Source organism: Catenovulum agarivorans YM01 (assembly GCF_000281085.1).
In the GTDB taxonomy this organism is placed as follows: Bacteria; Pseudomonadota; Gammaproteobacteria; order Enterobacterales; family Alteromonadaceae; genus Catenovulum; species Catenovulum agarivorans.
On sequence record NZ_JH767525.1, the window covers coordinates 188,504 to 213,834 of the forward strand.

Genomic DNA, 25,331 nt, shown 5'->3' on the forward strand with positions numbered 1-25,331 from the left:
AGGATTATTACACGACGCAATCATTGTAAATGTTGCGCCGTGGATTGTTAAAATACTATCGAACCTCGATTACTCCACAATAGGCATTATCCTAACACCATATAAATCAAACTGATTTACCGCACCAGTTTTACCACCCGCTGCAAAGTAAGTTTGATTGTTGGTTAAATAGCTCATATTGTAATAATCGTATAAATTAATTTGATATGAGCCAGCCTGCAAGTCTAACGTTAACGGTGTCGAATAACCAATGCCATTTTCTTTTTTAGTATGAGGCAATTGAACAACACCTTGTTTGATTATTTTACCGTTGGCATTTTTCACCACTAACCATTTAACTCCACAGGTTATGCCAGTATCAATTTGATACTGCAAGTTGACATAGTTAAATTGAATTGCATAGGTGCCTGCTTTCGCAATCTCAATATTATTTACTTGTAAGCTATCATCTTTAGCGCCCCAACTTGGCAAATAACCAGAGCCGTCTTGAGTCTTAACTTTTACATTGCTGACAAAACGTGGATCGTTTGCAACTATGCTAAAGTCAGTAGTTGCGCATTTAACCTGACTATGATGCGACTGTATTCCTGAGTTTGTAAATACAGCAGCAACAGCATAACAAGCTTGTTGCGTTGATAAGTTTGAGTCTTGCCACTGCTGAGTGGTTAAACCGTCAACGACCTTCTGACCATTTTTATAAATTTGATAAACCACATCTCCTTGGTTGTACCTATCAATAATTTGCAAACTAACCGATTGACCATCGCGAGTTAACGATAGTTCAGGTTCTTTTGGCGCAATTGTTTGTTCATCGTAACCACCCGTTTTAGGAGAAACTCGGGTAATTGCCGTTTCACCAGCCAACACATCTGATAAAACAACTTCAACTTGGTTAACTTTGTTAAGCATCTGTTCCGACAATACATTACTGCGTACCTGCTTGCCGTTTAGCTTAATTTGCTTAACAGCGTATACGCCCTGCGTTTGCTCAACCTGAGCGCTAGGGAAAACAAGCTGAATATTTAACGTTTTTCCATGCCAAGTTAAGTTATTTAATTCAATGTGTTGTTGGTCTGCAAAGTACTTACTGCGTAAGTCAGTTGTAACATAAGGAGAAATGCTAATGCCCTGCTCTTTTGCATCGACACCAAACACACCATCAATCACCATACTTAAATATGCAGCGACTGACCATAATTGACGCTTCGAATTAACCACTGGGCCAGACAAACTCGGATTCTCTTTTTCTAACCAAATAGGCTGGGCTGACACCCACTCCAAGTTTTCCATATTCGACAAATTAAGCGCAGCACCACGAATAAGCGTATCGTAAGCAGCGTTTGCAACAGCCACATTGTTACCCACTTTCGCGGCCTTTAAGCCATAAGCCGTAACAAATGGCCAAATTGCACGATTATGATAAACAGGAATATCTGGCTGTTGCGGAAAAATAACCGGTGCACCCATTGGCCCATGCGGATAGTTAGCCAAAATTTGTTTGGCCTGAGCGTCACTTGCAATGCCGGTGATAATTGCTAAAGATTGCCCCAACCAGTCATATTTCGGCATAACAGTGTTGTCAAAATGGGCTGCGGTTAAACTACTGTACAAACCGGCATTTTCAATCCACAAATGTCGATTGATTGCTTGTTTTAAATCATCCGCCCATTTTTTATATCGGTCAGCTTTCTCGTTATCGGCAAATTCTTCAGCTAGATACTGCGCCATACGAATGGCTTGATAATGTCCGGCATTGGTCGAAACAGCCTTGGCAGTAGCCATGCTAGATAAATCGTTTTTCACCCAGTTAGCGTATGTTTGCTCACGCCAATCTAAGAAAGACTGTTCACCATTGTACAAACCAAAAGTGCCATCAAATGCAACTAACCTATCATTCTCAACTGTATTGCTGAGTGCAGTAAATGCACGTTTGGCAAAACTTGTACGCTCGTCACCGTGTAAACTATTTAATGCAGCTTGCGCACCAAACGCCCAAGTAATTCGATCAGTACTAATTGGCCAGCTTCCGCCGCTGCCAGTGTCTTGAATAATTTGTAAACCGTCGGCCGTCCCTGCAGCATACTTAGGTTTGGTAACACCATCACGATATCCCGACAATTTAAAATCAAGCGAGTTTTTAACTCGTACTGGGTCAAGCAAACCTAAACTTAAATAAGCTGCATAAGATAAATCACGTGTCCAAACGTAATTCCATTTTTCGCCAGTTTCAAAACAGTCACAAGAAATTGCTTGACCAGAATTGTAACTTTCATCTTGAATATTGTTGACCGAATTGAGTTTCATTTCATCAACAGCTAAAGCGAACAAGGCGTCAAAAGCCGTATCACCCGAGCGCAAATAAGGCAAAGTCGCGACTTCTGAATAAACAGAATATTGTGGAACTGGATCGCGCAATACCTGCGTAGTTGAGTGCACGTAGGTACGTAAACCATTTGCCTCGCGCTTTATCGAAAAGGTCGCTTGCTCTGTACCACCGTTGTAGGTTGAAAAACTTAATTGAGTTTTTTCTGCTTGAGCTAAATGCGGAGCTGGGTTTGAAGAATCTTTAGACACTTCTCGTTTAACTGTTAAGCTCATCCCTTGGTCTTTGTATTCGAGAGTGAACAAATAAATTCCCGGGCGCTCAGTCATCAATTTGCTATGCAAATCGGTTTGTTGCTGAATAAGTTGCAAAGGTTTATCTAAATCTGTCGCTAAATCCAAAACTGTATCTTCTGAATTTGGCATTAATAATTGATAACCCCAATCTTCAGAGGCAATTTTAAATCCATGAATACCTAAGCTAATATCAGCTTTTACTTGATACTTACCATCAGACAGCTTTGTCATTGGCGCGGTAGTACCCCAATTGTTAAAAGCGCCACGCAAATATAGAGTGGATAACTGTTGTGATGCTGCCGCAGCAGTCGCTGTATCGTCGCTTTGATTTGAACAAGCGGGTAAACCACCGATTAAAGCGGCTGATAACACAACAACCGAAGCCTTTAATACCAAATTATTTTTCATCGTATATCCTTCAAAATACATTTTAGAATTACAAAATTTTGAACCCTATAACTGACAGAGTACATTACAATAGTTAAATTTTGGATAAGGTTATGTACTTAGGTAGTACTAAAATTGAAGTTTTTCTAACTAGATTTAATAAACAGTATAGAACAAAATAACCCGCCACCCTTAAACGTTTAAGATCTATTTTGCAAATATCTTAACTTGTGAATAGCACCACCGACAATCACAATCCGAATCATTTTTGTCATAAAGTTACACCTGTTTTTAAGCTAATATAATTAAGCTGGCTAAACTGCCCGGCTAGACGTGTATTGATTAAGAAATTCATCATGCGTTTTCATCTTTTCTAATGGGCGAAACTTCTCTTTGCGGATTTTTTCCATTAATTTGAGTAGCTCATTCTTGTCGATGCAGTCTGCAGACGGATGCCAGCGTTGCGGATGAATACCTTGCCCTAACATCACCTGTAACCAGGACGCATCGCGAAATATATCCAGCTTGTCGTTAAAAATTGCTGCCGAATCTTTGAAAAGCGCTATCTTTTGTTGCATACGTTGCGGCAATTCCAACTGCTGCATTTTAAGCCAGAAATTCGAGTCATTTCTTTCATTCAGGTAATAATGCAATATGATAAAATCACGAATGGTTTCATACTCTTCTGCGCATTCTGCATTAAATAAACTGACGCTGGAATCATGAATACCCTGAGTAGGAAATAATTTAAGTAAGCGTACAATCGCAGATTGAATCAAATAAATGCTGGTCGATTCGAGCGGCTCTAAAAAACCACTCGCCAAACCAACCGCAACAACATTTTTATGCCATTGTTTGGCAACCCGGCCGGTTTTGAATTTCAACAACTTAGGTTCACCCAATATAGGGCTATCCAGATTATTCAGCAATAACTGTTGTGCTTCGTCGTCTGTGATAAAACGGTCACTATATACAAGACCATTGCCATTTCTATGCTGTAGAGGAATACACCACAGCCAACCGGCGTTATGGGCAATACTACGGGTATAAGGTAAAGTATATTTATGCCTTTGAGTCGGCACTGTAATCGCGCTATTTGCCGGTAACCAATATGACCAGTCCAGATATTCCACACCTAATGTTTGCTGCAGCAATAAAGCCCGTGTGCCTGTGCAATCTATAAATAAATCACCTGCAATTCGCTGCCCGCTTTCCATGAGAAGTGATTCAACTGCACCGTTTTGCGGATTAACTTGAACGCTTTTAATGATACCCTCATCGCGTTTCACCCCATTTGCTTGTGCATGTTTACGTAAAAAACGGCCATACAAAGCAGAGTCAAAATGATAAGCATATTGCAATTCATAAAGCGGGTTTGAGGTATTAATTTTATTAAATTTACCTTGCTCACAACACAGGTAGTTTAAGTCGAAATCCCAAAGACTTTGCGACATGCCGGATGCCTGAGCTTTTAACCAATAGTGTTGAAAGCTGCAAAACCCAAGATTAGTGCCGGGCGCTGCAAAAGTGTGATAATAACTGTCGTTGCCTGTGCGCCAGTTTTCAAATTTTATTGCTAGCTTTATGGTTGCCTGTGTTTCCCGAATAAATTCTTTTTCATCAATACCCAGGCTATTATTAAAGGTTTGAATGGGTGGAATAGTTGCTTCGCCAACCCCCACAATACCAATTTGTTCAGATTCAACCAACCTAATGCCGATCGATGCAGGTAATACCTTACGTAACAATGCAGCTGTCATCCATCCGGCGGTTCCACCGCCTGCAATAATCACTCTTTTAATTGCTCGATTCATTATGTGCCAAAAATCTGAAAAAGATTAAAATTACAAAGATAAGAGGACAAAGATTTCCTCTTATCTGCTATCAATCCAACTTAACGTAAAAATTAATTCAGCTTAATAAAACGCATAGTTAATGTTTAACATATATGAAGGACCAAACTGGCGGCGAAGCGTAATAATACCGTCGTCATTAGAACTTTCTTCATCCACATCGGTTAAATTTGTGCCTTGTAAAGACACTCTTAAACCGTGCAAAAATTCAATGTCGCTTCCAGAGAAGTCGTAGCTAATTTGTGCGTCAACTAGCGTAACCCCTTCGCGTTGTGCCGCTTCAATTTTATTAGAGCCACCTCTTTGATAAGTTAAAAATTCAGAACGTTGAGTCGCAGCCACTCTGAATTCAAAACCACTTTGTTCATAATATGCAGTCACAGAATGAGTTTTATCAGACTGACCAGGAATAGCTGAGCCATCTTCTAGTTCAGCGTCAATATAAGTAGTTGAAGCTGCAATACCAAAGCCATCTAATGCTTTTACAAAATGCTCCAAAGGCAAATTAGCTGCTACTTCAACACCTTTTACCGAGCCAGTTAAGCCATCTTCAAAAAATGAATAGTAGCCATAATCAGGCGGGGTAACTGCATCGCCCTGTTTATACTCTTGGTCAGCAGGTCCATAGACACCATCTTGGTCAATGGTGCGTTCATGGAAACCAGCAATAAAATAATCAGCGCCTTCATTTGTTTCATCATTGCGGAAGTTAATCAATTGGTTACCGTCACGCGTCCAATTAACCAAGTCTTTGTAAAAACCGGTAATGGAAATATAAGCATCATCACTGAAATAATTTTCGTATGAAATGTCCAAATTATTCGCTTCTAACGGGCGTAAAGTCGGATTACCTGAGAACTTACTCCAGGGTGAACCATAACGCTCAACATCTTCAGGTGAGTTAGGAATTGTGATTAAATCAATATTTTGATCAAACTTTACAAAGCCTGATGCTTTCATTTGATCAATACGCGCACGGCTAATGGTTTTATTGGCGGCCAATCTTAAATATTGGTCATCCGCTAGCTCAACGCTCAAATTTAAACTCGGTAACAGATGGCTATATTTGTCTGAAACAAAAAGCTCACAGCTTGAGTCAACCACAGCGTTATTATCGTCATCACACACAGCAAAATTAGCACCAACTATCCCTATGTAACCCGAAGAAGATTGTTCGGTCGAAACATGCTGTAAACCTAAATTACCTTTTACAGGGAAACCTGCAAACTCAGTGTCAAAGTCTAATCTGGTATATAAGGTTGTCACCTCTTCGTTAACTACAAAAGTATCACCCAATCGATCTGGCTCTAACAAACCAGCATCATTCAATACATAGGTTCCGTCAAAGTAAGGTGCAAAACCGTCGTATGCGACCACTTCACCTAAACCAGCCCAAGTTAAATCAGCCAAGCCTGAATACAAGTATTCTTGTGGGATTGACTGCGAAAATGGGTATGAGTCAGCTGTTGCAAAAAAGCCTTTATTCACCTTTTCTTTAGTTCTGTCACTGACATATACGCCAGCAATAAACTTGCTAAACACACCTGATTCAATGTATTTGGCTATCTCTAATTTAGCTGAGGTTAACTCCTCAGAAAAATCGGCGTAGTTTAAAAAGCCATCTTGCGCATTTAAAAAGCTGTAAGGGTTGCCATTTGCTTGTAATTCGTCGGTTTCGAACTGTTCAGCAATATTTGCCATACCGCCACCCCAAACTTGTGGACCAGCAAGCTGTAACAAAGCGGGATCTGAAAAAGCGTCCAGTCCTTCACTGCCGCTAAACATAACGCCGTCTGGTGACATCGCAAAATCACGCTGACCAAATTCAGATGAATTTAATTTACCAGAGCGCGCTAAACCTGCGTATGACTCGCCACGTAAATCGCGCTTTTCTGATTGACTATTTGCGATATCAAGTGCCAGCGACCAATCGTCTGATAACTGATATTTCACATTGGCGCCAATAATTTTAAGCTCGCCATCTTTTTTCAGCGGATCTGTGCGCAGTACCGGGTTGGCGTTTATTTGTGTACCTTGAACAAACGCCCCCTCGCCAGACAAGTTGGTTGATGCAAATGGTTCTATAAAACCTCTAAGTACACCTGAGTCGGCGTAATCAATAGATAGCGCATCAAAAGTGATATCTAAATCATCATTTGGTCGCCATTGAACTATGGCAGAAATTGCGTCGCGTTTTAATACAGTGCTAATCGCTTGTGTATCTAAACCGTTGGGTAAAACTTGGCCATCATCATTGGTGCTATAACCCCAAACACCATATTTTCTTTGATTATTAGGTGATTCCGCGCTGGCTAAAGCTAACGCCAAACCTAATTTTTGATCTGCTGTTTTTGTGACAAATGATAAAGCCAGCCTATGCCCTTTATTGTCAAACTCTGGGTTGTCAGTTTCACCACCATTCAGCTCAAAACTACCGTTTAAGGTTAAGGTTTCTGAAGCAGCTAATGGGCGAACAGTTTGTAAATCAACTGTACCACCTATGCCTTGTACCATTAAACTGGCATCAGAGGTTTTATAAATGGTTGCACCTGTCATAATTTCTGAAGGATATAAATCGTATTCAACGCCACGATTATCACCAATGCCTATTAACTCCCTGCCATTCAAAGTTGTGCCGGTAAAATCTTCTTTGAAACCACGTACAGAAATACCTGAAGTACGTCCACCGACTCGCTCACCCGACAATCCAGGTAAACGCGACAAAGATTCAGCAATTGATGAGTCGGGTAATTTACCTATATCTTCGGCTGATAAAGCTTCAACAATTGAATCACTCTCCATTTTAACGGCTTGAGCTCTAATTAATGATCCTCTAATGCCTTTTACTTGGATTACCTCGTCAGCTTCGCTCAGCTGTGCTTGCTCTGCGTAAGCTGTCGCTGCTGAAAACCCGAGTGAAGCAAAAGCTAATGTGAATAAGTTTGGTTTGAAATTGAACATATCTCGTATCCTATTTTTATACTTAAACGTTTCAGTTTAAAGCGAGAGAAAAACCCGCTTATAGTTAGAAGATGGTTCTAATAAAAAAACGGTACCTTTATTTTAGTAGATTTTTAAAATAATTTTATTTTTTGTAAAAAAAAGGTTGTATGCAGCCATTGGATCAGATCAGTAAAAAGTATGACGTTATTTTTGTAAACAACAACTAACGAGGCTTTAGATTCACAGTTTTAGAGTTTTCTAATTTGTACTATTCCTTCCTTTTTAATTTGACAAAAGGCAACGCAATTAAGGCTGAAACAACGGCTATTCCAACAGTTGCAATACTTAGGCCCACTACAACACTTCCAACAGATACATCTTCTCCCTCACCATGCCAAAACAAAATACCTGTTCTATATGCAAGCACAGCTAGCATAATCACATATAGCGGTTTGAAAGCGATTAACCAAAGTTTTTTAAAAACTTGCATATTGCTGAGTGTCATTTTTTATCATCCTCTTTAGCCCAGTTTTCCGCACCTTTTACACCGCTACCTACCAAAGCTCCAGCGGTGTCGCCAGCAAGTTGCCCCATTCCTTCACTAGCTTCTTGCGTGAACACCTTTCCAGCGGCACTTTCAACGCTAGACGAGACTGCATCACTTGTAATTTTAGACATCGAAGATGCATTGCCTATTCCGGGAACGGATGTGACGGCAGAGGTTAGGGCCTTACCAGCAACAGATAATCCACCTGTCGTAGAGCCAATTACCATGCTTGCTGCAATTTTACTGCCACTATACCCTTTACCTGCGATGGCCTGTAAAGCTGCTGTAATTTACCTCACTTCCATCGAACGATCCCGCGATTTTTTTACTCAATTACCATCCACTTCAGCCAATTATTTATAACGCGTAATTTGGTAAAGCAAAATTTTAAGCCATTGTTTTTTGTCAGTAATGATCATCGCCTATCCGACAAACGTTATGATGGCAAAAAAGCGTGCTACACTAATTTGGGAAAAGTACACTACACAACATGTTACTTGGTCAATAGCTCATTATCGTCCGTGTAAGTTACGAACCAATCATACTCCTGATACGGAGAATGATTATCTGGAGTAACTGACCAAATTTCCTCAAAGCACTCTTCATCAGGCGAAATGACAATCCTTTCTTTACCAATAGTTATTGATAAGCAGCCTTCTTCATTCGTACCAATTTTTGATATTGAATTTCCGATCAAGCTGTATGCTAATGATAAAAATGCACCTCGTTGCTCAAAGAAGTCTTCTCGCTCTTCCTGACTACTCGAGGCAGCTCTGCCACTTGTCGTTACCCAGATCTCTCTAATAGGCATAGATTTAGTCATAAAGCACATAGAAAACTCGATGCTTGATACTGCAATTTTGTCTAGCTGCGCTCCAACAAGCTGAGCATTTAACTTTTTATTAGCGGATTCGATATCTGTTAATACCATCTTATTGATTAACCTCTAAGTGACTTCTAGCCCTTTGCTCAGCTTTTTTCAAGTTTCCAAAATTTTGACCATTAGCCGGATTAACAGCTTGTGAAGAACCTTGCCTAGAAGTCACAATTCTGGGCGGATGATTAGGCCCCCCATCCATGACTCTAACATCCATCTTCATATCAGGTACATTATGGATTGTTCCAGCCTCTGTGCCAGCTTTGTTTGTAACGGCTGTTCCCGACATTCCTGCACCTTCAAGCGATTCTCTTACCGCTGATGTGGAGTTATGGACCACAGCACCATCAGCCGACGCAATAAAATCTGCCCCTTGCCTAGACCCGGCTATCGCAACACTAGCGGTGGGTAATTCCCCAGAGCTAACAGCTGCTATTTCAGTAGCGATTGCAACTGTTGGGCTGATCATCGCTGCAACAGCTACAACAGCTGCAGCTTGAACCATAGTGGCATTTTTATGAAATGAAGGATTGGAAGCAGCGATTTCTCGAACTCCTTGATTGGCCTTCATCATCGAAAATGGGGACACACCAGATTCGCCGCTAGGATCGTTCATATTCAACGGATCATTACCCACATACGCATAAAGATTCATTTGGTCTTCATAGCCAATTGGGTCGGTCTGCAAAAAGCGGCCTATCTGTGGGTAATATACTCTTGCTTTGTAGTGGTATAAACCAATTTCTTTGAGGTAAAGTTGCCCTGTATAACCAAAACGACCTTGGTTGCTGCCGTTAGGTACGCCGTATTCGTCGTAGGTATTTTTAAACTGTAATGCACCTGATATATGGCTATGCGCAATTATCGAGCCTTGATGGTTTGAGTGTAAAAACTGCGCATTGCTTGGTGATGTACTAGAGCCATTGTATGCTACAACAGGCACATCTGCGCCAACTGCATGCACATAGCGGTTTAACATAGTGCCGCTGCTATTGTATTCAGCTATTAATGCATCACCATCGTAAACAAAATATTTGGTTGTTCCACCTGCTGTATAGGCATATAACTTACCCATGGGGTCGTATTTAAAGCTTGCGCTTTTTGCACCTGTTACACTGATTAAACGATTTTCAATATCGTAATTAAAATTACTGCTGCCGTCAGATGTTAAGTTGCCGTTGTCGTCGTAACCAAATATTTTATTGCCAACACCTGTATATTGGTTTAAGCCATTAACTTGGTACGACTCACTTTGTTGAGTTTGGTCAAAGTGGTAGGCTGTGTTGCTAATGTTATAAGTTGTTAATTGGCTTGCTGGGTTATAACCATAGCTAAAGGTAACATCATTCGCTGTGCTCGATAAATTATGGTTTAAACTTTGTAACCGACCAATATCGCTGTAGCCCAAAGCTGTGTTCGCTGTGTTAATTCTATTTGCATTGGTTAACTCACCAAAGTTGTTGTATACGTTGGTCAGTAAAGTATTGCTGCTGTCATCTTTAATATATTGTTGGCGGTTTAACCCATCGTATTCATAAGTAAATACTTTGTTGTCTGGGTATTTTACTGTCCTCTTATTGCCATTTTTGTCGTAGGTATGGCTAACTTTATAACTGCGCCCGCTACTATTGTTTATCGTATATTCAATTTCACCAAATGGTGTGTATTTAGTTTCAAGCCCTTTGCCTGTTTTTGAGGCAAAGGTTGCATGAGTTTGTAAACCGCGTAAGTCATATTGGTAATAAACGTCATCTTCTGTTGTGCTTGGTAAATCTTTTTTAATGACGCGATTTAAGTTGTCATATTGGTAAGATATTGTACGGTCATCGCGTTTACGTAATGAGGTACGGTTGCCGTTGTTGTCGTAACCGTATTCTTCGTAATCGTTTAGGTTGTAGTTGCCAGAACCTGTGGTTTTGTCGGGGAAGTACCAACGGTGTAAACGGCCATAATCATCATACTCATGGTAGGCTTTATTACCGTTAGCGTCGGTAATATATTCTTTCTGCCAATATTTATTGTATGTATAAGTGGCGTAGTCTTGCTGCAAACTTGTACCGTACGCTTTGGTTATTTTTGCGACCTTGTCAAATTTGGTGTAGCTGTATTTTGTAATCCTATCTTGCCCGAAATCACCTTTGGTTGTATGAGTGCAGGCACTTTCAGGCAACGAATAAAAAGTGGTTGGATTCATTCGAATCGCTTCACATTCAACCCTATGATATTGGTCGTAACTAAACTGTTTTAGCGCATGAATAACTCCATCTGAGGACGATACTTTTTCAAGCGTTTTTCGTCCAAGTCCGTCGTATTCGTTTTCAGTTCTAGTCTTTATCACAAATCCAACCCAATCTTTAGGTTGAACTGTTTCGTCTTGCCAACTGGTCAAATAACCTACATCAGATATGGATACCAAGCCTTGTGAATTATAAATTTGGCGAGTGGCTAAATATTTTAACGAACCAGCGCTATCTGGAGCTGCCTCAATCGTAGCAGTTAACTGCCCCCCTAAATTGTAACGTTTAGCTGATTTGTATAAACCTGCAGTTTGAGAAGCTGTGGCACAAAAACTAACTAGAGTAATTAAGGCTAATAATGGTTTAATTATGTTCATTTTTATATCCTTATGGGCACTCAGTTAAATTTGCACTTGGTGAAATTTCACCTATTTGGTTGCCATACATATCGTACTCATAGCAAGTACGGCGACTTTCACCTGACGCAGAAGCAGCAACAGTTCCTGTCAACCATAAATTATTAGCCTCTGTGTCTTTGCCATATTCGTAAGTTGTGGTTAGAGCATCTCCAGCTTGGCAACCCGTTTCTGTTGCTGCTTTGGCAATACATGTAATTTCTTTAGTCAACAACCATATAGGTGAGTCGGCTTGTTCAATTGTTGTTGCGTTATTTTTGTAGTAGCGCGCATATTTCTGTTCATATTGATAGTGCGTGACTGGCCGAATACCATTTTCGTCAGATGGTTTAGTTATTTTACGAATTTGGCCAGATTCTTGGTGATATTCATAATCTGTTACATTGCCGTTAGCATCTTTTGTCCAAAGCGGTTTGTTGCAGGTTTTCAAATTGTCGCATGTATCTGGATAGCCCGCTTCTTGAATAATGTCCGACAACGCTGGCGTTGAATTACTGGCTGGATGCTGAATGCGTTTTGTAATATTTCCACGGGGACCATACTCATAGGTAGTTTTAATTCCTTGGTCAGTTAGTTGGTATATTCTGTTGCTACTATCTGGTGTGTAATACGCACTTCCTGTGCCATACCAAGACGACTGAGAGATAGTTGGCAGGGAGACGCTGCTATGATGGTAGGCACTTATTGTACTTGTACCTTTAGGCCCAGTCCCCTGACCATGTAGTGTTTGAACAGAGCCACTTGAGCCAACACTATTGGATGAAAAGTTAAAATCATAAGTATAAGCACGTCCATTAATATTGGCCTTCCACACCAGAAATATTGGATCAGTACAGTTCCAATATGGCATAGGAACAGATGGATCTGCGTGACACTCATAATTTTCGGCATAATCATAAGTTCGATTCGGTTGGGTACTACCACTTTCCTCTACGCGGATAACCTTCAGATACTTTCTTGAAGGGCCAAAACTTGGAATGTAGTATTTTTGAATATAGTGTGTCATGACACCTTCGGGATCTTTAACTTTAAAGGTGATTTCTCTACCATCATCAGAAGAGAAATCTTCATCTGAAGGCCACGTATACTCAACCTTTGGCCAGTTGATGTTGTAACGACAGCTGTTTGAAGCAGGAGGGCAATATTCATATGCCACGTTGACCGCTTGAATAGTTGACATTTTTTTCGGTAAACCACTGAGATATTCATACCTGAACTGTAATCCATTGTTAGTTTCGATACCATTCGGCATAAAATTGACAGTAAACCCATTGGGATAAACCAGTTGGGCATAACCTGAAAACCGATTATTAGATTGACTCTGTGTTAACAGTTTCATTCCTGTTTTATCAGTGTATATAAAACCATCTGTAAAATTCCCTTCCAGTGAGCTACCACTGCCACGGTACGAACGGTACTGTCCGGATGAGGAATAAAAATATTCAACATGCCCACCTATATTTACAGTAGTCAGTGAACTTGCCGGATTGAAAGCAATTTTAAATTGGTAGTTATTGTCATAAAAACCAGCGAAAAAACCAGCATAACTACTAAATGTGTGAGTCAGTGATAAATTCCCATGTCCTATTTTTAAGTCTGTTTGGGTAAATACCGGTTGTCCTGACAGTAAATTCACATTCGCTTCATCTGTTGCAGCCCTATCCAATGGCGGCCCTAAATCTTCCTGAGCATTTGCGCTCTTGGTGTGGAACGCCATCACAACCAATAATGTTAAAACGCTCAATTTATTAATAAATGAATGGTTTGAGTGACTACTAGAATTCATTTAATCATCCTCCCTGTTAGTTAATAATTAGAAAAATATACAGAAACAGTGGCTGTACTCTGTGATGTTCCATCGCTCACTGTATAGGTGAAACCAGTAGAGAATGAAGAGGATGAGCTATAAACGACCATAACATTAATATTTCCTCCTCCAGCGTTTGAAACTGAGAGACGCCCGTCCGAATTGTTTATCGCGGTTATGTTTAAGTTATCACCGTCCGCGTCTGTATCATTTGCTAACACATTGACCTTCACTGTCTGATATAGCCCGTATAAATACACACTGTCATTTTTTGCGACTGGCGGTGTGTTTTCAGGTGGCGTTGAACTATTTCCCGTCACCGTTTTGCGATTACCAGCAGGGTCATAATCGTATGATTTATTTCCAATTATGCTATCTTCAACTAGGGTTAAGCGCCCAAGTGTATCGTATTGATATATTAGGTTTGGCTCTGTCGGGCTTTCAAACTTTATTTGATCAATAGCAATATCCCCCCTGTATCCACCTTTAGCAATTGTGACAAAGCGTACTTTATGCACTTCAGGTTTAAGTGAAAGTGCCAGCGTTTGTTTTACCCAAAGGGCAGAGGCGCTAGTTTGTTGTTGTCCGGATATTTGCCAGATCGGACGCCAAACACTACCATCTAATATTTCAACAGCCAACGTGCCGATATCAAGACCATACATATGATAATAGAATGATACGTGACTGGCTGTGGCTGAACCTGAGGTCAATATTGCAGTATCCCCAGCATAGTGAGCGGCTCCGCTGGAGGTTTCCATATAGACATAATAATTGCTATTTTCAGCGCCCGAGTTAGGACCGGTTCCACCGGATGGTGTCGCCCCTGTTCGTCGGGTGAAACTTTTATAGCCGGAGCCACTAGCGGGATTTGTAAACTGACCGAATCCGGTTTCAAAGTTAGTCTCTGATGCATTGACATTGAGTGCCATTGTGGTCAAACAACAAGCGATTGCGACTATCTTGCAATAAGTCCATTCCATAACTTATCCTTTTTTGTGTATAGAGAGGTTTTATTTAGCTGAGGGCTGGCTACATACATAACTCAAAGCATCATCCAAAGTCCACTTCGTGGCCAAATTACAGAAATTTTTATTGTTGTCTTCAGAAAATGTGCAAATTTGATTTTCTTCGATTGACACGCTCCCGTTTGTATTATTTTGGCAAATCACAAGAAAAGTTAAATCATTCGCTTTATACACGCTTTTAATCTGAAGATCTTTGCTGACTAAAGTGTCACTTTCTACCAACTCATCGGTAAAACCGATTGAAACAGTAGATACGTACAGTACGAAGGTAATAACAATGCTTTTCATAACAATCCAAATTAAAAATAAAGTTAAATTCATATAATATCCTTTAAAACAATATGGCGTTAAGCGTCTTATTTAAAGTAAAAGCCAAGATCCAGAGGCAATAGCAATTAGTTGATAAAAAGCTACCGCTTGCTTCTCTAAACAGATGAGTAAAAATACCAAATATCGGCACCTGTTTTGTGCAAATTTATTTCCCAATTAACCTGAATTACTCATAAGAAGTCGAACTAAATGCCATTGTCGGCTTCTAACCACAAGAGAGGTGAAGAATTCGAATAACTATAGATGATATATCGCTATCTACGCTGACTTATTAGTTTTTTAGGTCTAGTCTCGAGGACGTACCTCATGATAGCAATGCGATCAGCTGAGACTCTTCGCAGAGTCGAGCATAAAGATACCCTTGGCCACAATGAAACTTCATTGCCCTCAAACCTTCTGCCTTACTAGTGTTTTCAACACCTTCAGCAATAACTTTTAAACCAAGGTTAACTCCAACATCTATCCTACTTTTGACGATTGCGGCTGATTTTGGATTGGTGCCCAAGGCTTGGATAATACTCAGATCAATTTTTAAATAATCGATATCTAAACTTTGTAAATACCCGAAAGAAGAATACCCTGTACCAAAATCATCAATTGAAAATTGAATGCCGTAATGTTTAAATCGTTGAATAACTTCTTGAACATAGCCGAGATCAGAAAACAAAGCGGTTTCAGTTAACTCAAACTCTAGAAGCTTTGTATTGGCCGGTGCTAGTTGGAATGCTCAGAGTTGGTCAAAGGCCGAACCCACAGCCCGTTCTTCAAAACATATTGTGTAATTTGCATTCAATCTCTTTTTAAAAAGACTACCAATTAAAAGTGGGCGCTGCGCTCGATTGTTATTAAGGCACTGAATTATAATTTCTAAAAAAAAGGTTGTATGCTGCCATTGGAAACATACAACCTAAAGATTCAACTATGCTTTGAGGAGCGAGTTGAAAACCAGAAAATTATTTTAAGCTTATTTATTCAAGCTGATAACCTTGTCGCCATTTGGCGCTAGCTCAACCTGGATATTTTTGATTTCAGACAAATAATCAATAAGTGCCTGGCTATCTGCGGTAGCAAAAACCCCGGTTATCACAACATTGGTTAATTGCTCTGAGTTAACAACAATCTTTTGATGAGAGTAACGATTAAACTCAGCAACTACTTCATCTAAAGGTTGGGCGTTAAAGACAATTTTGCCTTCTAACCAAGCAACTGGTGACTGTCCTTTGTCGTAAACATGAATATATCGACCATCAACAGCCTGTGCAGAAACAATCGCAACTTGCCCTTGGGTTAAGGTAATTTCTTCATCACTATAATTTGATTTAACCCGCACAATGCCCTCAACAACAAAAACTTCAACTTTGTTGGTATTATTGGCGGTAAATTTTTTCACATTAAATTCTGTGCCAACCACCTGTATTTTCGCCTCGGTTGCATCAACAACAAAGGGCCGTTGGTTATTTTTGCGTACAGAAAATAACGCTTCACCTTGAGATAATTCAATTGCTCTAACTTTCTCAGTAAACTTAACCGCAAGTTTAGTGGCGGTATTTAAATTAACTTGGCTAGCATCATCTAATATTAGCTGCTTTTGCTGACCAACTAGAGTCGAATGCGACTCAATTTGATAACTGCTTGTCTGAAAAAACGACAACCACAATACAAACAATACACTTGCGGCTAACGACATAACCCAAGTGAGTTTTGCCGGTGTTTTGTTAGCCTTTACCACTTGGCTGTGCTGGTAGTCTGTAGATAACTTAGTGACATTATCCTGCTGCTCAATCACTAACTGCTGTTCAATTTGGCGATACTGTTTTTCGTCAAGCATTCCAAGCTCATGCCACATGCTCGACACAGCTAAAAATTCACGCACGTGTATAGGTGAGCGCTGCAACCACTGCATAAACGCTTGATTTTGCGTTATTGTTGCTCGCTCACTTTGGTTTTCATTTTCTTGTAGTTCAACTAACCAAGTTGCGGCTTCTTCAGTAATTTCACTGTAGTTATCATCAAATTTACTGTTCATAACCACATTTCCTCAAATATGCTTTACACTGCACCACTGCTTTAACTAAATGTTTTTTAACCATACCTTTGGTTGTACCTAAACTATTGGCTATTTCGTCATAGGTCATACCGTCTCGACGATGCATTAAAATGACTTGTTGCTGAATTTGTGGCAATACTGCAATTGCCTGAATTAAATCTTTTTGTAAGCTATCCACTTCGTGTTCAGCCAAGCGGTGATCAACCAGTACTTCAGCGAGTTCTGCTTGTTTAACTTCATCATCTAGCGAAACTTTGCTGTGTTTTTTTGCCGCGTAATGTTCGTTGAGCAAATTGCGCGCAATGGTAAACAGATAAGCCTGTGGGTTATCTATATTCTTGCTATTGTCGACTCTCAACAAACGCAAATACGCCTCTTGGGCAATATCTTTTACCAGCTCGCTATCTGCAAGTTTACTGGCAATAAATCTGTGCAGTGACGACCTATGTTCCTGATATATACTTGCAATTTTACTTGCCCACATTGGCTGATATTTCCTAGCAATTTATCGAAGAAAGAAGTTAAAACACGCTTCTATTAATATATGAGTGAAAAACCCAAATATCGGTACCTGTTTTGTGCAAAATTCTTTTACCAGAACCTATATTTGATAGAAATATGGCTATTGCGGCCGTCGATAGCACGACCAACAAAATAGTCAGTTTGATGTGCCAGTACTTGACTCGCTCTGGGAGAGCCTTCGGTTAAGGCCAATTCATTGGTTAAATTATTGATCACCCAATTAAGCGACCAGTCTTCGTTTAGCTGAAATGCACCGCCCAGCGACCAGATAGCATACGCAGGTAACACAAGCGTATTGGCAGCATCTTGATAGCGCCGCCCCACTAGCTCTGCAGCGACATAGATAAAATGCTGGTTTTGTGACCAATAATATTTATTTTGTAGATTTAACCGATAATTTGGCTGACGAACAATTTGTTTACCGCGATAGTCACCTTGCACTGAATCAAAACGACTGTATTTTAATGATTGAACAAAGCCGCTAAAGGTAAAGTCGAGCCAAGGCAGCGCTTGCCAATACAAGTCCCACTCAACCCCGTGCGCCTTTGAACCTGCGTTCGCCGACTCAATGACCACTTGTTGAGTTTCTTCGTCAATTATTTGATTGGATATTGCTATCTCAGGGAAGTCGTTGGCAAATAAAGTGACAAAAGCAGACAACTTGCCTTGGTTTAATTTACTGCCAAGCTCAATCAAGGAAATATTTTTTTCTATCGGCTGACAACAATCAAACCACTGGGCAAACTCGGCGGTAATACGAAATGTTGAGCTATAGCGAGCAAAAAAAGCCAGCTGTTCAGACCAATCGTAATTTAGACCAAGAGTCCAAGCACGGGCATCTGCAGCATAAACATAAGGTTCGACCTTAGGCTGAAAAACACTGACCTGCTGTAAAATCCAAGCATCAGTTTCATCTGTACGTAAATTTTTCTGCTCTGTTGGCCGCACAAAACCCTTTTTATCAACGCTTTGATATCTATAACCCAGATCGAGTCGCAGTGTGTCGCTCAGTTGAATGTTGTCGACCAAATACCAAGCTGAATAAGTCACATCATCCGCAAACTCGGCTAAATTTGCGTGATGCTTCCATACACCTTTGTCTGTGTAGGGCACAACAACTTGGCCATTTTTATCAACTGCAAAGATATCAATCAGTCGAGCACTATCAACTACTTCAGTCACAACAGATTGCCAATTCCACAATTGTGTTTGTTGAAACTGGCTATGGTAATAACCTAACGTCAGTGAATGGCTTAAATCGTTTTCTCCATGCCAGAGGTAATTTAAATTAATGTCGTTAATCCAATTATTTAAGTCTACTTGCGAGCGCCATATGCCGACATCGTTGAGCAATTGATTCGGCAACTGTTGCAAACTGACTAGTTGTTGCGGCTCGGCTAAATAAGCAAAACGAAAGCTATCTACCTGAGTATAGTCAGCTTGAATATCCGCTAATTCACTGGATAGATCAGCAAGCCTAGCACCACCAGAAAAAGCAGCAGAAAAATCAATTGAGCCAGTCACGTACCTTAACTTGTTATCAAGCTGCCAATTTGGGCTTAGTCTCAAAGTGGTCAAAAAAGTATAACTAGATAAACTGCTTTCAACCCCCTGCTCTAAATTTGAAACACTTTTTCTCTGCCCCTGACCATCAAATAACTTGAGTTCAGCCATATCAGCAGACATATAACTGCTTTTAATTGGATTTAAATTCGCAAAACCCTGCGCTTGGTTGCGCATAGGTACAGCGGGATAAAACACATTGTGATCGTGAATACGTTTAAAGTTAAAATGTACATCGGCCAGTTCATCAACATAAGTGATGCCGAATTTAACCTGTCCACCAGCGGGCAAGTTAAATGGTAACTCACGCACTGTTTGACCATTGCTCCAATACCCAGCGGCATGCGCAGAAACAGCGTCCGTGATAGGTAATGCGGCAAATACATCTAGCCTTTGCAATCCAAAATCCGTTGTTGTCCAAACAAACTCGCCTTCTGCGACATCAGTGCTTTTTTTATTAACTATATTCACAGTCGCACCAGCTGCATTAGACGCGACTATTGAACCAGAGCCACCTTTTACCGCCTCTATACGGGCAATGCTTTTGTCCATGCGAATAAAAATATCAGCATTGGTAAAAGCGCCTGCCCCTTCTTCAAAACTGGGCAAGCCATCTTCCAACATGCGTACATATCTAAAGTTATCATTGGGTAGACCTCTAGTGTAGGCGTTATTGCCAACAGTACCAGCAGAGCGCTCTAGATATAATCCCGGCACTTTAGCTAGTACCTCGGCTGCAGAGGATGATTGCTGTAATTCGGTATCACTTTCACTAATAACACTGACTGGATAGGCAGTTTGAAACAAAGAAAATTTGTTGGCTAAATTGATCCCAGTTACCACTATTTTTTCCATGGGTAACTTGTGTTTCGAGCTGCGTTTTTTAACCTGAGTGACAGCTAAATTAGCTGACGATTGCTTAGCTTCAACAATAATGAGAGTGCCATTATTCAACAGCTTAAATGTTAAATTGTGCTGTTGTAATATTTGCGAGAGTGGCTTTTGAAAAGCAACTTGCTCAAGCATTAGCTTGAGCTGTGTTGCTGTAACAGATTTTCCTTGAGTTAACCGCGACTCGTACACCAGTTGCAATTGGTGTAGCTGAGTTAATTGCTGTAAATAGTCGTCCAAACTCACATTTGCATCTTGCGCATATACAGTAAAAGTTGTGATACAAATACAAAGTTTTAACCAATATCTAAATAGGATCACTCTTGCTCTAACGGTCAACGGAAAACCCTAAGTATAGAAGATAGAAATACATCCTTGTATTTTGTAGCAATTAATTAACAGGTATAAATTGAACAGCCGCGCCACCACCCGCTGCAAGTTGCAGTGAAAGGTTTGATTTAGCTGTAACCTGCTGGCTAGTTATCTGGTAAGCAGCCGGATTATGTTGCCAATGCGCATTTGCACCATCGGCATAAATAACAGCTTTGAACTTTTGTCCCTTAGGTAAAAAATCAAGTTGCACGCTGAGGTTACGTGCGTCTTCATTACTGGTTGCACCCAAAAACCATTGTTCACTGTGTTTGTCTTGGCGAGCAACCACTAAATATTCACCAACGTCTCCAGCCAATGCGATGCTTTTACGCCAATCAGTCGGAACGTCGTAGATAAACTGAAATGCAGGGTGATCTTGGTAGTTTTCAGGTAAATCGGCAGCCATTTGCTGTGGGCTATAAATAGTTACATATAAAGCCAACTGTTTAGCAAGTGTCGTCGGTACCCGATTATTTGGCCGTTTTTCTTGATAAGCAAAATTGAAGATCCCAGGGGTAAAGTCTGTCGGTCCTGACAACCCACGGGTAAATGGAATGATCACAGTGTGGTTAGGCAAGTTGCCACCGTCTGGACTGCCACCATTATATTCCATACCACGCACGCACTCTCGCGTCATCATATTTGGGTAAGTACGACGCAAGCCAGTATCTTTAATGGTTTCATGCGCGTTAACCATTATTTGGTATTTGGCTGCAGTTTTAATTAACTTATTAAAGTGGCGTACCATAAACTGGCCATGATGCCATTCGCCACCATCTACGCGAGTGCCTACATACCCCATTTTTACTGAGCGAATACCGTGTTTTTGATAATAGGCAAATGCCTGTTCCATTTGTGCTTCATAGTGGGCGATACCGGCTGCAGTTTCATGATGGCCTACAAGTTCAACACCTTTTTCTTGAGCATATTGGCTGACCTGAGCCAAATCAAAACCATCTACAGCTTGGTCAAAAATAAAAGTTGGTTTTCGCTCCCACCAGTTGCCTTCCCAACCTTTATTCCAACCTTCTACCAATACACCTTTAATATTGTGCTTAGCCGCAAAATCAATATATTGTTTTGCTCGTTCAGTTGTCGCACCTTGCATAGGTCCCGGACTCCATGACTTTTGCCCAATATGCATCTCCCACCAAATACCCATATATTTGCTTGGTTCAATCCAACTGACGTCTTGTAATTTATTCTCTTCATTTAAATTCAAAATCAGATTCGAATTAATAAGTTGCACTGCACTATCAGCAACTTGAATGGTTCGCCACGGGGTCGACATAGGTGCTTGCGCATATACTTTTACCCCATTTGCCCAAGGCACTAAATCTGCCTCCAGTGTTTTGTGATTATCGGTCAATAATTTAAGGGTCATAGACGCGTAATCAACTAACGCGGCTTCGTGAATGGCAACTGCGACTTTTTTGTTTTGCATTAACAAAGGCGTATGTGCGTAATCTATACTGCTGAGCGCTGATTTTAAATATTGATACTCATAGCGCTGATCTCTATATGCAGGTATCCACCAGGCAGTGTAATTTTCTGCCATTGCAAACTGAGTCAGTTCTTTGCTGATTGCAAAAGAGGTTAAATTGGGCTGTTGTGGAAATTCGTATCTAAAGCCTACACCGTCGTTAAATACCCGAAAATGTATATTTAACTGCCTAGATAATTGGTCTTGTTGCGCCAAGCGGATAATGGCTTGAGTGTAATTATTTTCAACTTGGGCATTTTCGCCCCAAACAGCTTGCCAGCTTTGATTGACTTGAGTTTGTTCACTGGCAACAATTTTGAAATTTTGTGCAAGCTGGGGCTTATCCAATAGCTCAAACCCGAGTGATGATTTATTGATAATTGGCATATTTTTAAAGCCAACTTGATAATAAATACTGCCATGCTCTAGTAAAAAACTGACCTTAACTTGTCCATTTGGTGACAACACCTCAATGGTTTCACTGTTACTTTGAGCTTGAGCCAACAAGCTCATTAGAGAAAAAGCACTTATAAATAAGAGCTTTATGTATAGTTTAACTAACTGCATTACCCACCTACATGATTTCAAAAATTTACCTATTTAACTTAAAGACTCTATATTTAAAAAATCGGCACCCATTTTTCGCTGCATACGTATTCAAATGTGAAGCTAAGTAAATCAATAGCCAACTTAATCGTTTTAGAATAGTGTAAATATAAAGTTAATTAACACCTTTAAAGGTTAAAACATGAGGTTTTACAGAAATGATAAAACATAATTCACTATTGAAAATAATCTTTGCGTTATTGTGCTTTTGTTTTGCATGGTCACTACAGGCAAGAGATTATATATCGCACAGCTATAATGCCGGTCAGCTGATCATTCAAGCAGACGATGGCAAAATTATTGTTAGAGTGCTAGCAAACAACGCAATTGAAACAGAGTTCCAACCTGAGGGGAAAAAACACCCCGCGTCATTCAGCTTACTACCCGAGTTAACCACATCACCCGCTCAACTGCTGAATAACAAACACCAGCTAGTTTTAAAAACGAGTGAGCTGCAAGCGTTTATCCAAAAATCACCTCTAACAATCAGTTACCTTGATAAACATCAGCAGTTGATTGTTAAAGAACAAGGTTTTTTCAGCGGGGAAAATGGCTCCGGCGTTAAGTTTAAAATATCGGATGACGAAAAATTATTAGGCGGTGGCGAGCGTGTGCTCGGTATGGATAGACGTGGCCATCGCCTACCGCTATACAACAAACCACATGGTGATTATTCAACCTACTCTGAGCAAATGAATTACAGTTTGCCCGGGGTTATTTCTTCGAAAAAATACCTGCTAATGTTCGACAATGCAGCCAAAGGTTGGATGGACTTAGCAAAAACAGAAGCAAACACAGTGTCGTTTGAAGCTGTTGGTGGTCGCCTCGCCTATTACATAGTCGCTGACACTGATTATAAAAATATCATCAATACCTATACACAGCTAACAGGTAAACAACCTATGCCACCACGCTGGGCATTTGGCTATTTAGCCAGCCGATTTGGTTATCGCAACGAACAAGAAGCAACTAACTTAGTTAGTAAATTTGCCGAAGACGACTTCCCACTGGATGCAATTATTTTCGATTTGTATTGGTTTGGCAAGGACATTAAAGGCCACATGGGTAACTTGCAATGGGACAGAGAAGCATTTCCTCAACCAGAAAAGATGATGGCAGATTTTCAACAGCAAGGCATAAATACAGTGTTAATCACAGAGCCATTTATTTTAACCAGCTCTAAAAAATGGCAAGACGCGGTCGACAATCAAGTTTTGGCCAAAGACAGCTCAGGCCAAGCACAAACATTTGATTTTTACTTCGGCCATACAGGCATAGTTGATGTATTTGACGACAAAGCCAAACAGTGGTTTTGGAATATATACCAAGGTTTAATGAAACAAGGTGTTGCCGGATGGTGGGGCGACTTAGGCGAGCCTGAAGTACACCCTGACGATATAATCCATAAAGCAGGTCGAGGTGATGAAATACACAATGCCTTTGGCCATGAGTGGGCAAAATTAATTTATGAAAATCAGAAAGTCGACTTTCCTGATAAACGTCTATTTTTATTTATGCGCGCAGGTTTCGCTGGTTCACAAAGATATGGGTTAATTCCATGGACAGGTGATGTGCAAAGAGGCTGGGGTGGCTTAAAAGGCCAAGTGGAACTGAGTTTGCAAATGGGCTTAATGGGACTGGCTTATACCCATTCAGATTTAGGTGGTTTTGTTGGTGATAACTGGGATGCAGAGGCTTATATACGCTGGCTGCAATACGGTGTGTTTCAACCCATATACCGTCCACATGGCTTAGAAAATATTGCGCCTGAGCCTGTATTTCACGATCAACAAACTAAAGATATTATTCGACGTTATGTGCATTTACGCTACCAGTTAATCCCTTATCTCTACACTATGTCGTTTGAAAATAGCCAGTCTGGCATGCCACTAATGCGCCCACTATTTTTGCAAGAACAAAACAACTTAGAGTTAATTAACAACAACAGCGCCTATATGTGGGGTGATGCCTTGTTAGTATCGCCAGTCACAACCGCCGGAGTGAAACACCAATCTGTCTATTTACCCGCTGGCGAGTGGTTCGATTTTTGGGATGACACCCGCTATCTAGGTGGTGCTGAACACAAAATTCCTGTCAACTTAGAAACCATTCCTGTCTTGGTGAAAGCTGGCTCTTTTATCCCTATGGTAGAAACTGTAACCAATGCGGCGAACTACACTAGTAACCAGCTTACATTGCATTATTACCACAGCAACTCGATTAACCAAGCAAGTGGCTATATGTATGAAGATGACGGTGAAACACCTGAAGCATTTGCTAAAGGTCTGTACGAGCGCCTGAACTTTACTGCTGAACATACTAACAACAATCTAAAGATTAATTTAGCAGCAAAGCGTCCAAATACAGCTTATGACGGTATGCCGGCGCAGCGACAAATAAAATTGGTTATTCACAATATTGCAGAACCAAACTCGGTATTGTTGAATCAAACAAATTTAGTCCACAAAAGCACTTATTTACCCTATTTAAAACAACTTGTGGTCGAGTTTGAATGGAATCATCAAGCTATCGATTTAATAGTTAAAAACTAATAAGGGGTTCAGGTCCAGTGGCAACACGCCCAACTGAAGCATGATTTTCTAAAAGCGCTGTACACCGTCCATGGTCGCTCTCACAAGGCTTCCCTGCCTTGTGAAGTTTTAGAAAATCAGCATTCAGTTGGACTTTTATCGAGCATTTTTATTGCTACTAGAATAAACAACAGCGATAAAAATGTAGGAAAGTGCTAGTGCAATAACTTAGAGCAAAATCTCTTTTTCAGGGGCGAATCAGAACCGAAGCA

Annotated in this window: 15 protein-coding genes and 1 pseudogene; 1 reads left to right on the plus strand and 15 read right to left on the minus strand. The window is 40.4% G+C overall.

Annotated elements, in window-relative coordinates; all coding sequences use genetic code 11:
* Positions 1 to 69: 69 nt before the first annotated feature.
* The 15 genes and pseudogenes from WSC_RS0108220 to WSC_RS0108295 form a co-directional block, all read right to left on the minus strand.
* A complete protein-coding gene (locus WSC_RS0108220; protein WP_016955445.1) occupies positions 70 to 3,027 on the minus strand; it encodes an alpha-L-rhamnosidase-related protein in 2,958 nt (985 codons plus the stop codon).
* Positions 3,028 to 3,320: 293 nt separating this feature from the next.
* On the minus strand, positions 3,321 to 4,820 hold the full coding sequence (locus WSC_RS0108225) for a tryptophan halogenase family protein (protein ID WP_016955446.1): 1,500 nt from the start codon (positions 4,818 to 4,820) through the stop codon (positions 3,321 to 3,323).
* 102 nt (positions 4,821 to 4,922) lie between these two features.
* On the minus strand, positions 4,923 to 7,820 hold the full coding sequence (locus WSC_RS0108230) for a TonB-dependent receptor (protein WP_016955447.1): 2,898 nt from the start codon (positions 7,818 to 7,820) through the stop codon (positions 4,923 to 4,925).
* A 250-nt stretch (positions 7,821 to 8,070) separates the two neighbouring features.
* The gene (locus WSC_RS0108235; protein WP_016955448.1) at positions 8,071 to 8,307 is read right to left on the minus strand and encodes a hypothetical protein; all 237 of its coding nucleotides are present in this window, start codon (positions 8,305 to 8,307) and stop codon (positions 8,071 to 8,073) included.
* Entirely contained in the window at positions 8,304 to 8,480 is a 177-nt protein-coding gene (locus WSC_RS24845; protein WP_157447232.1) for a hypothetical protein, read from the minus strand. Before WSC_RS24845 ends, WSC_RS0108235 begins: the two co-directional genes overlap by 4 nt.
* Before the next feature lie 362 nt (positions 8,481 to 8,842).
* Positions 8,843 to 9,280: a hypothetical protein gene (locus WSC_RS0108250; RefSeq protein ID WP_016955451.1), complete on the minus strand. Its 438-nt coding sequence runs from the start codon at positions 9,278 to 9,280 to the stop codon at positions 8,843 to 8,845.
* Position 9,281: 1 nt separating this feature from the next.
* Positions 9,282 to 11,840: an RHS repeat domain-containing protein gene (locus WSC_RS22235; RefSeq protein WP_016955452.1), complete on the minus strand. Its 2,559-nt coding sequence runs from the start codon at positions 11,838 to 11,840 to the stop codon at positions 9,282 to 9,284.
* A gap of 10 nt (positions 11,841 to 11,850) precedes the next feature.
* On the minus strand, positions 11,851 to 13,665 hold the full coding sequence (locus tag WSC_RS0108260; RefSeq protein WP_016955453.1) for a hypothetical protein: 1,815 nt from the start codon (positions 13,663 to 13,665) through the stop codon (positions 11,851 to 11,853).
* Between the two features lie 20 nt (positions 13,666 to 13,685).
* Positions 13,686 to 14,669, minus strand: a complete 984-nt coding sequence (locus WSC_RS0108265) for an Ig-like domain-containing protein (RefSeq protein WP_016955454.1) — start codon at positions 14,667 to 14,669, stop codon at positions 13,686 to 13,688.
* Positions 14,670 to 14,699: 30 nt separating this feature from the next.
* Entirely contained in the window at positions 14,700 to 15,035 is a 336-nt protein-coding gene (locus WSC_RS0108270; RefSeq protein WP_016955455.1) for a hypothetical protein, read from the minus strand.
* Positions 15,036 to 15,348: 313 nt separating this feature from the next.
* Positions 15,349 to 15,744, minus strand: a pseudogene (locus tag WSC_RS0108275) (EAL domain-containing protein); the annotation flags it as partial.
* A 264-nt stretch (positions 15,745 to 16,008) separates the two neighbouring features.
* Positions 16,009 to 17,070 (minus strand): FecR family protein, encoded by a 1,062-nt coding sequence (locus WSC_RS0108280; RefSeq protein ID WP_016955457.1) that lies wholly within the window; start codon positions 17,068 to 17,070, stop codon positions 16,009 to 16,011.
* Positions 17,060 to 17,575 (minus strand): RNA polymerase sigma factor, encoded by a 516-nt coding sequence (locus WSC_RS0108285; RefSeq protein WP_016955458.1) that lies wholly within the window; start codon positions 17,573 to 17,575, stop codon positions 17,060 to 17,062. Before WSC_RS0108285 ends, WSC_RS0108280 begins: the two co-directional genes overlap by 11 nt.
* A gap of 107 nt (positions 17,576 to 17,682) precedes the next feature.
* Positions 17,683 to 20,406: a TonB-dependent receptor gene (locus tag WSC_RS0108290; protein WP_157447233.1), complete on the minus strand. Its 2,724-nt coding sequence runs from the start codon at positions 20,404 to 20,406 to the stop codon at positions 17,683 to 17,685.
* Between the two features lie 52 nt (positions 20,407 to 20,458).
* Positions 20,459 to 22,435, minus strand: coding sequence for a glycoside hydrolase family 97 protein (locus tag WSC_RS0108295; protein WP_157447234.1), 1,977 nt, complete (start codon positions 22,433 to 22,435; stop codon positions 20,459 to 20,461).
* 251 nt (positions 22,436 to 22,686) lie between these two features.
* On the opposite strand from WSC_RS0108295, the gene WSC_RS0108300 reads away from it, so the two are divergent.
* Positions 22,687 to 25,080 (plus strand): glycoside hydrolase family 31 protein, encoded by a 2,394-nt coding sequence (locus tag WSC_RS0108300; protein WP_016955461.1) that lies wholly within the window; start codon positions 22,687 to 22,689, stop codon positions 25,078 to 25,080.
* Positions 25,081 to 25,331: the final 251 nt, after the last annotated feature.

Excerpts from the sequence above, each read along its gene's own strand:
- WSC_RS0108220 (WP_016955445.1), bottom strand. The coding sequence starts at position 3,027 with ATGAAAAATAATTTGGTATTAAAGGCTTCGGTTGTTGTGTTATCAGCC.
- WSC_RS0108225 (WP_016955446.1), bottom strand. The coding sequence starts at position 4,820 with ATGAATCGAGCAATTAAAAGAGTGATTATTGCAGGCGGTGGAACCGCC.
- WSC_RS0108230 (WP_016955447.1), bottom strand. The coding sequence starts at position 7,820 with ATGTTCAATTTCAAACCAAACTTATTCACATTAGCTTTTGCTTCACTC.
- WSC_RS0108235 (WP_016955448.1), bottom strand. The coding sequence starts at position 8,307 with ATGACACTCAGCAATATGCAAGTTTTTAAAAAACTTTGGTTAATCGCT.
- WSC_RS24845 (WP_157447232.1), bottom strand. The coding sequence starts at position 8,480 with ATGTCTAAAATTACAAGTGATGCAGTCTCGTCTAGCGTTGAAAGTGCC.
- WSC_RS0108250 (WP_016955451.1), bottom strand. The coding sequence starts at position 9,280 with ATGGTATTAACAGATATCGAATCCGCTAATAAAAAGTTAAATGCTCAG.
- WSC_RS22235 (WP_016955452.1), bottom strand. The coding sequence starts at position 11,840 with ATGAACATAATTAAACCATTATTAGCCTTAATTACTCTAGTTAGTTTT.
- WSC_RS0108260 (WP_016955453.1), bottom strand. The coding sequence starts at position 13,665 with ATGAATTCTAGTAGTCACTCAAACCATTCATTTATTAATAAATTGAGC.
- WSC_RS0108265 (WP_016955454.1), bottom strand. The coding sequence starts at position 14,669 with ATGGAATGGACTTATTGCAAGATAGTCGCAATCGCTTGTTGTTTGACC.
- WSC_RS0108270 (WP_016955455.1), bottom strand. The coding sequence starts at position 15,035 with ATGAATTTAACTTTATTTTTAATTTGGATTGTTATGAAAAGCATTGTT.
- WSC_RS0108280 (WP_016955457.1), bottom strand. The coding sequence starts at position 17,070 with ATGAACAGTAAATTTGATGATAACTACAGTGAAATTACTGAAGAAGCC.
- WSC_RS0108285 (WP_016955458.1), bottom strand. The coding sequence starts at position 17,575 with ATGTGGGCAAGTAAAATTGCAAGTATATATCAGGAACATAGGTCGTCA.
- WSC_RS0108295 (WP_157447234.1), bottom strand. The coding sequence starts at position 22,435 with ATGAGCTTGTTGGCTCAAGCTCAAAGTAACAGTGAAACCATTGAGGTG.
- WSC_RS0108300 (WP_016955461.1), top strand. The coding sequence starts at position 22,687 with ATGATAAAACATAATTCACTATTGAAAATAATCTTTGCGTTATTGTGC.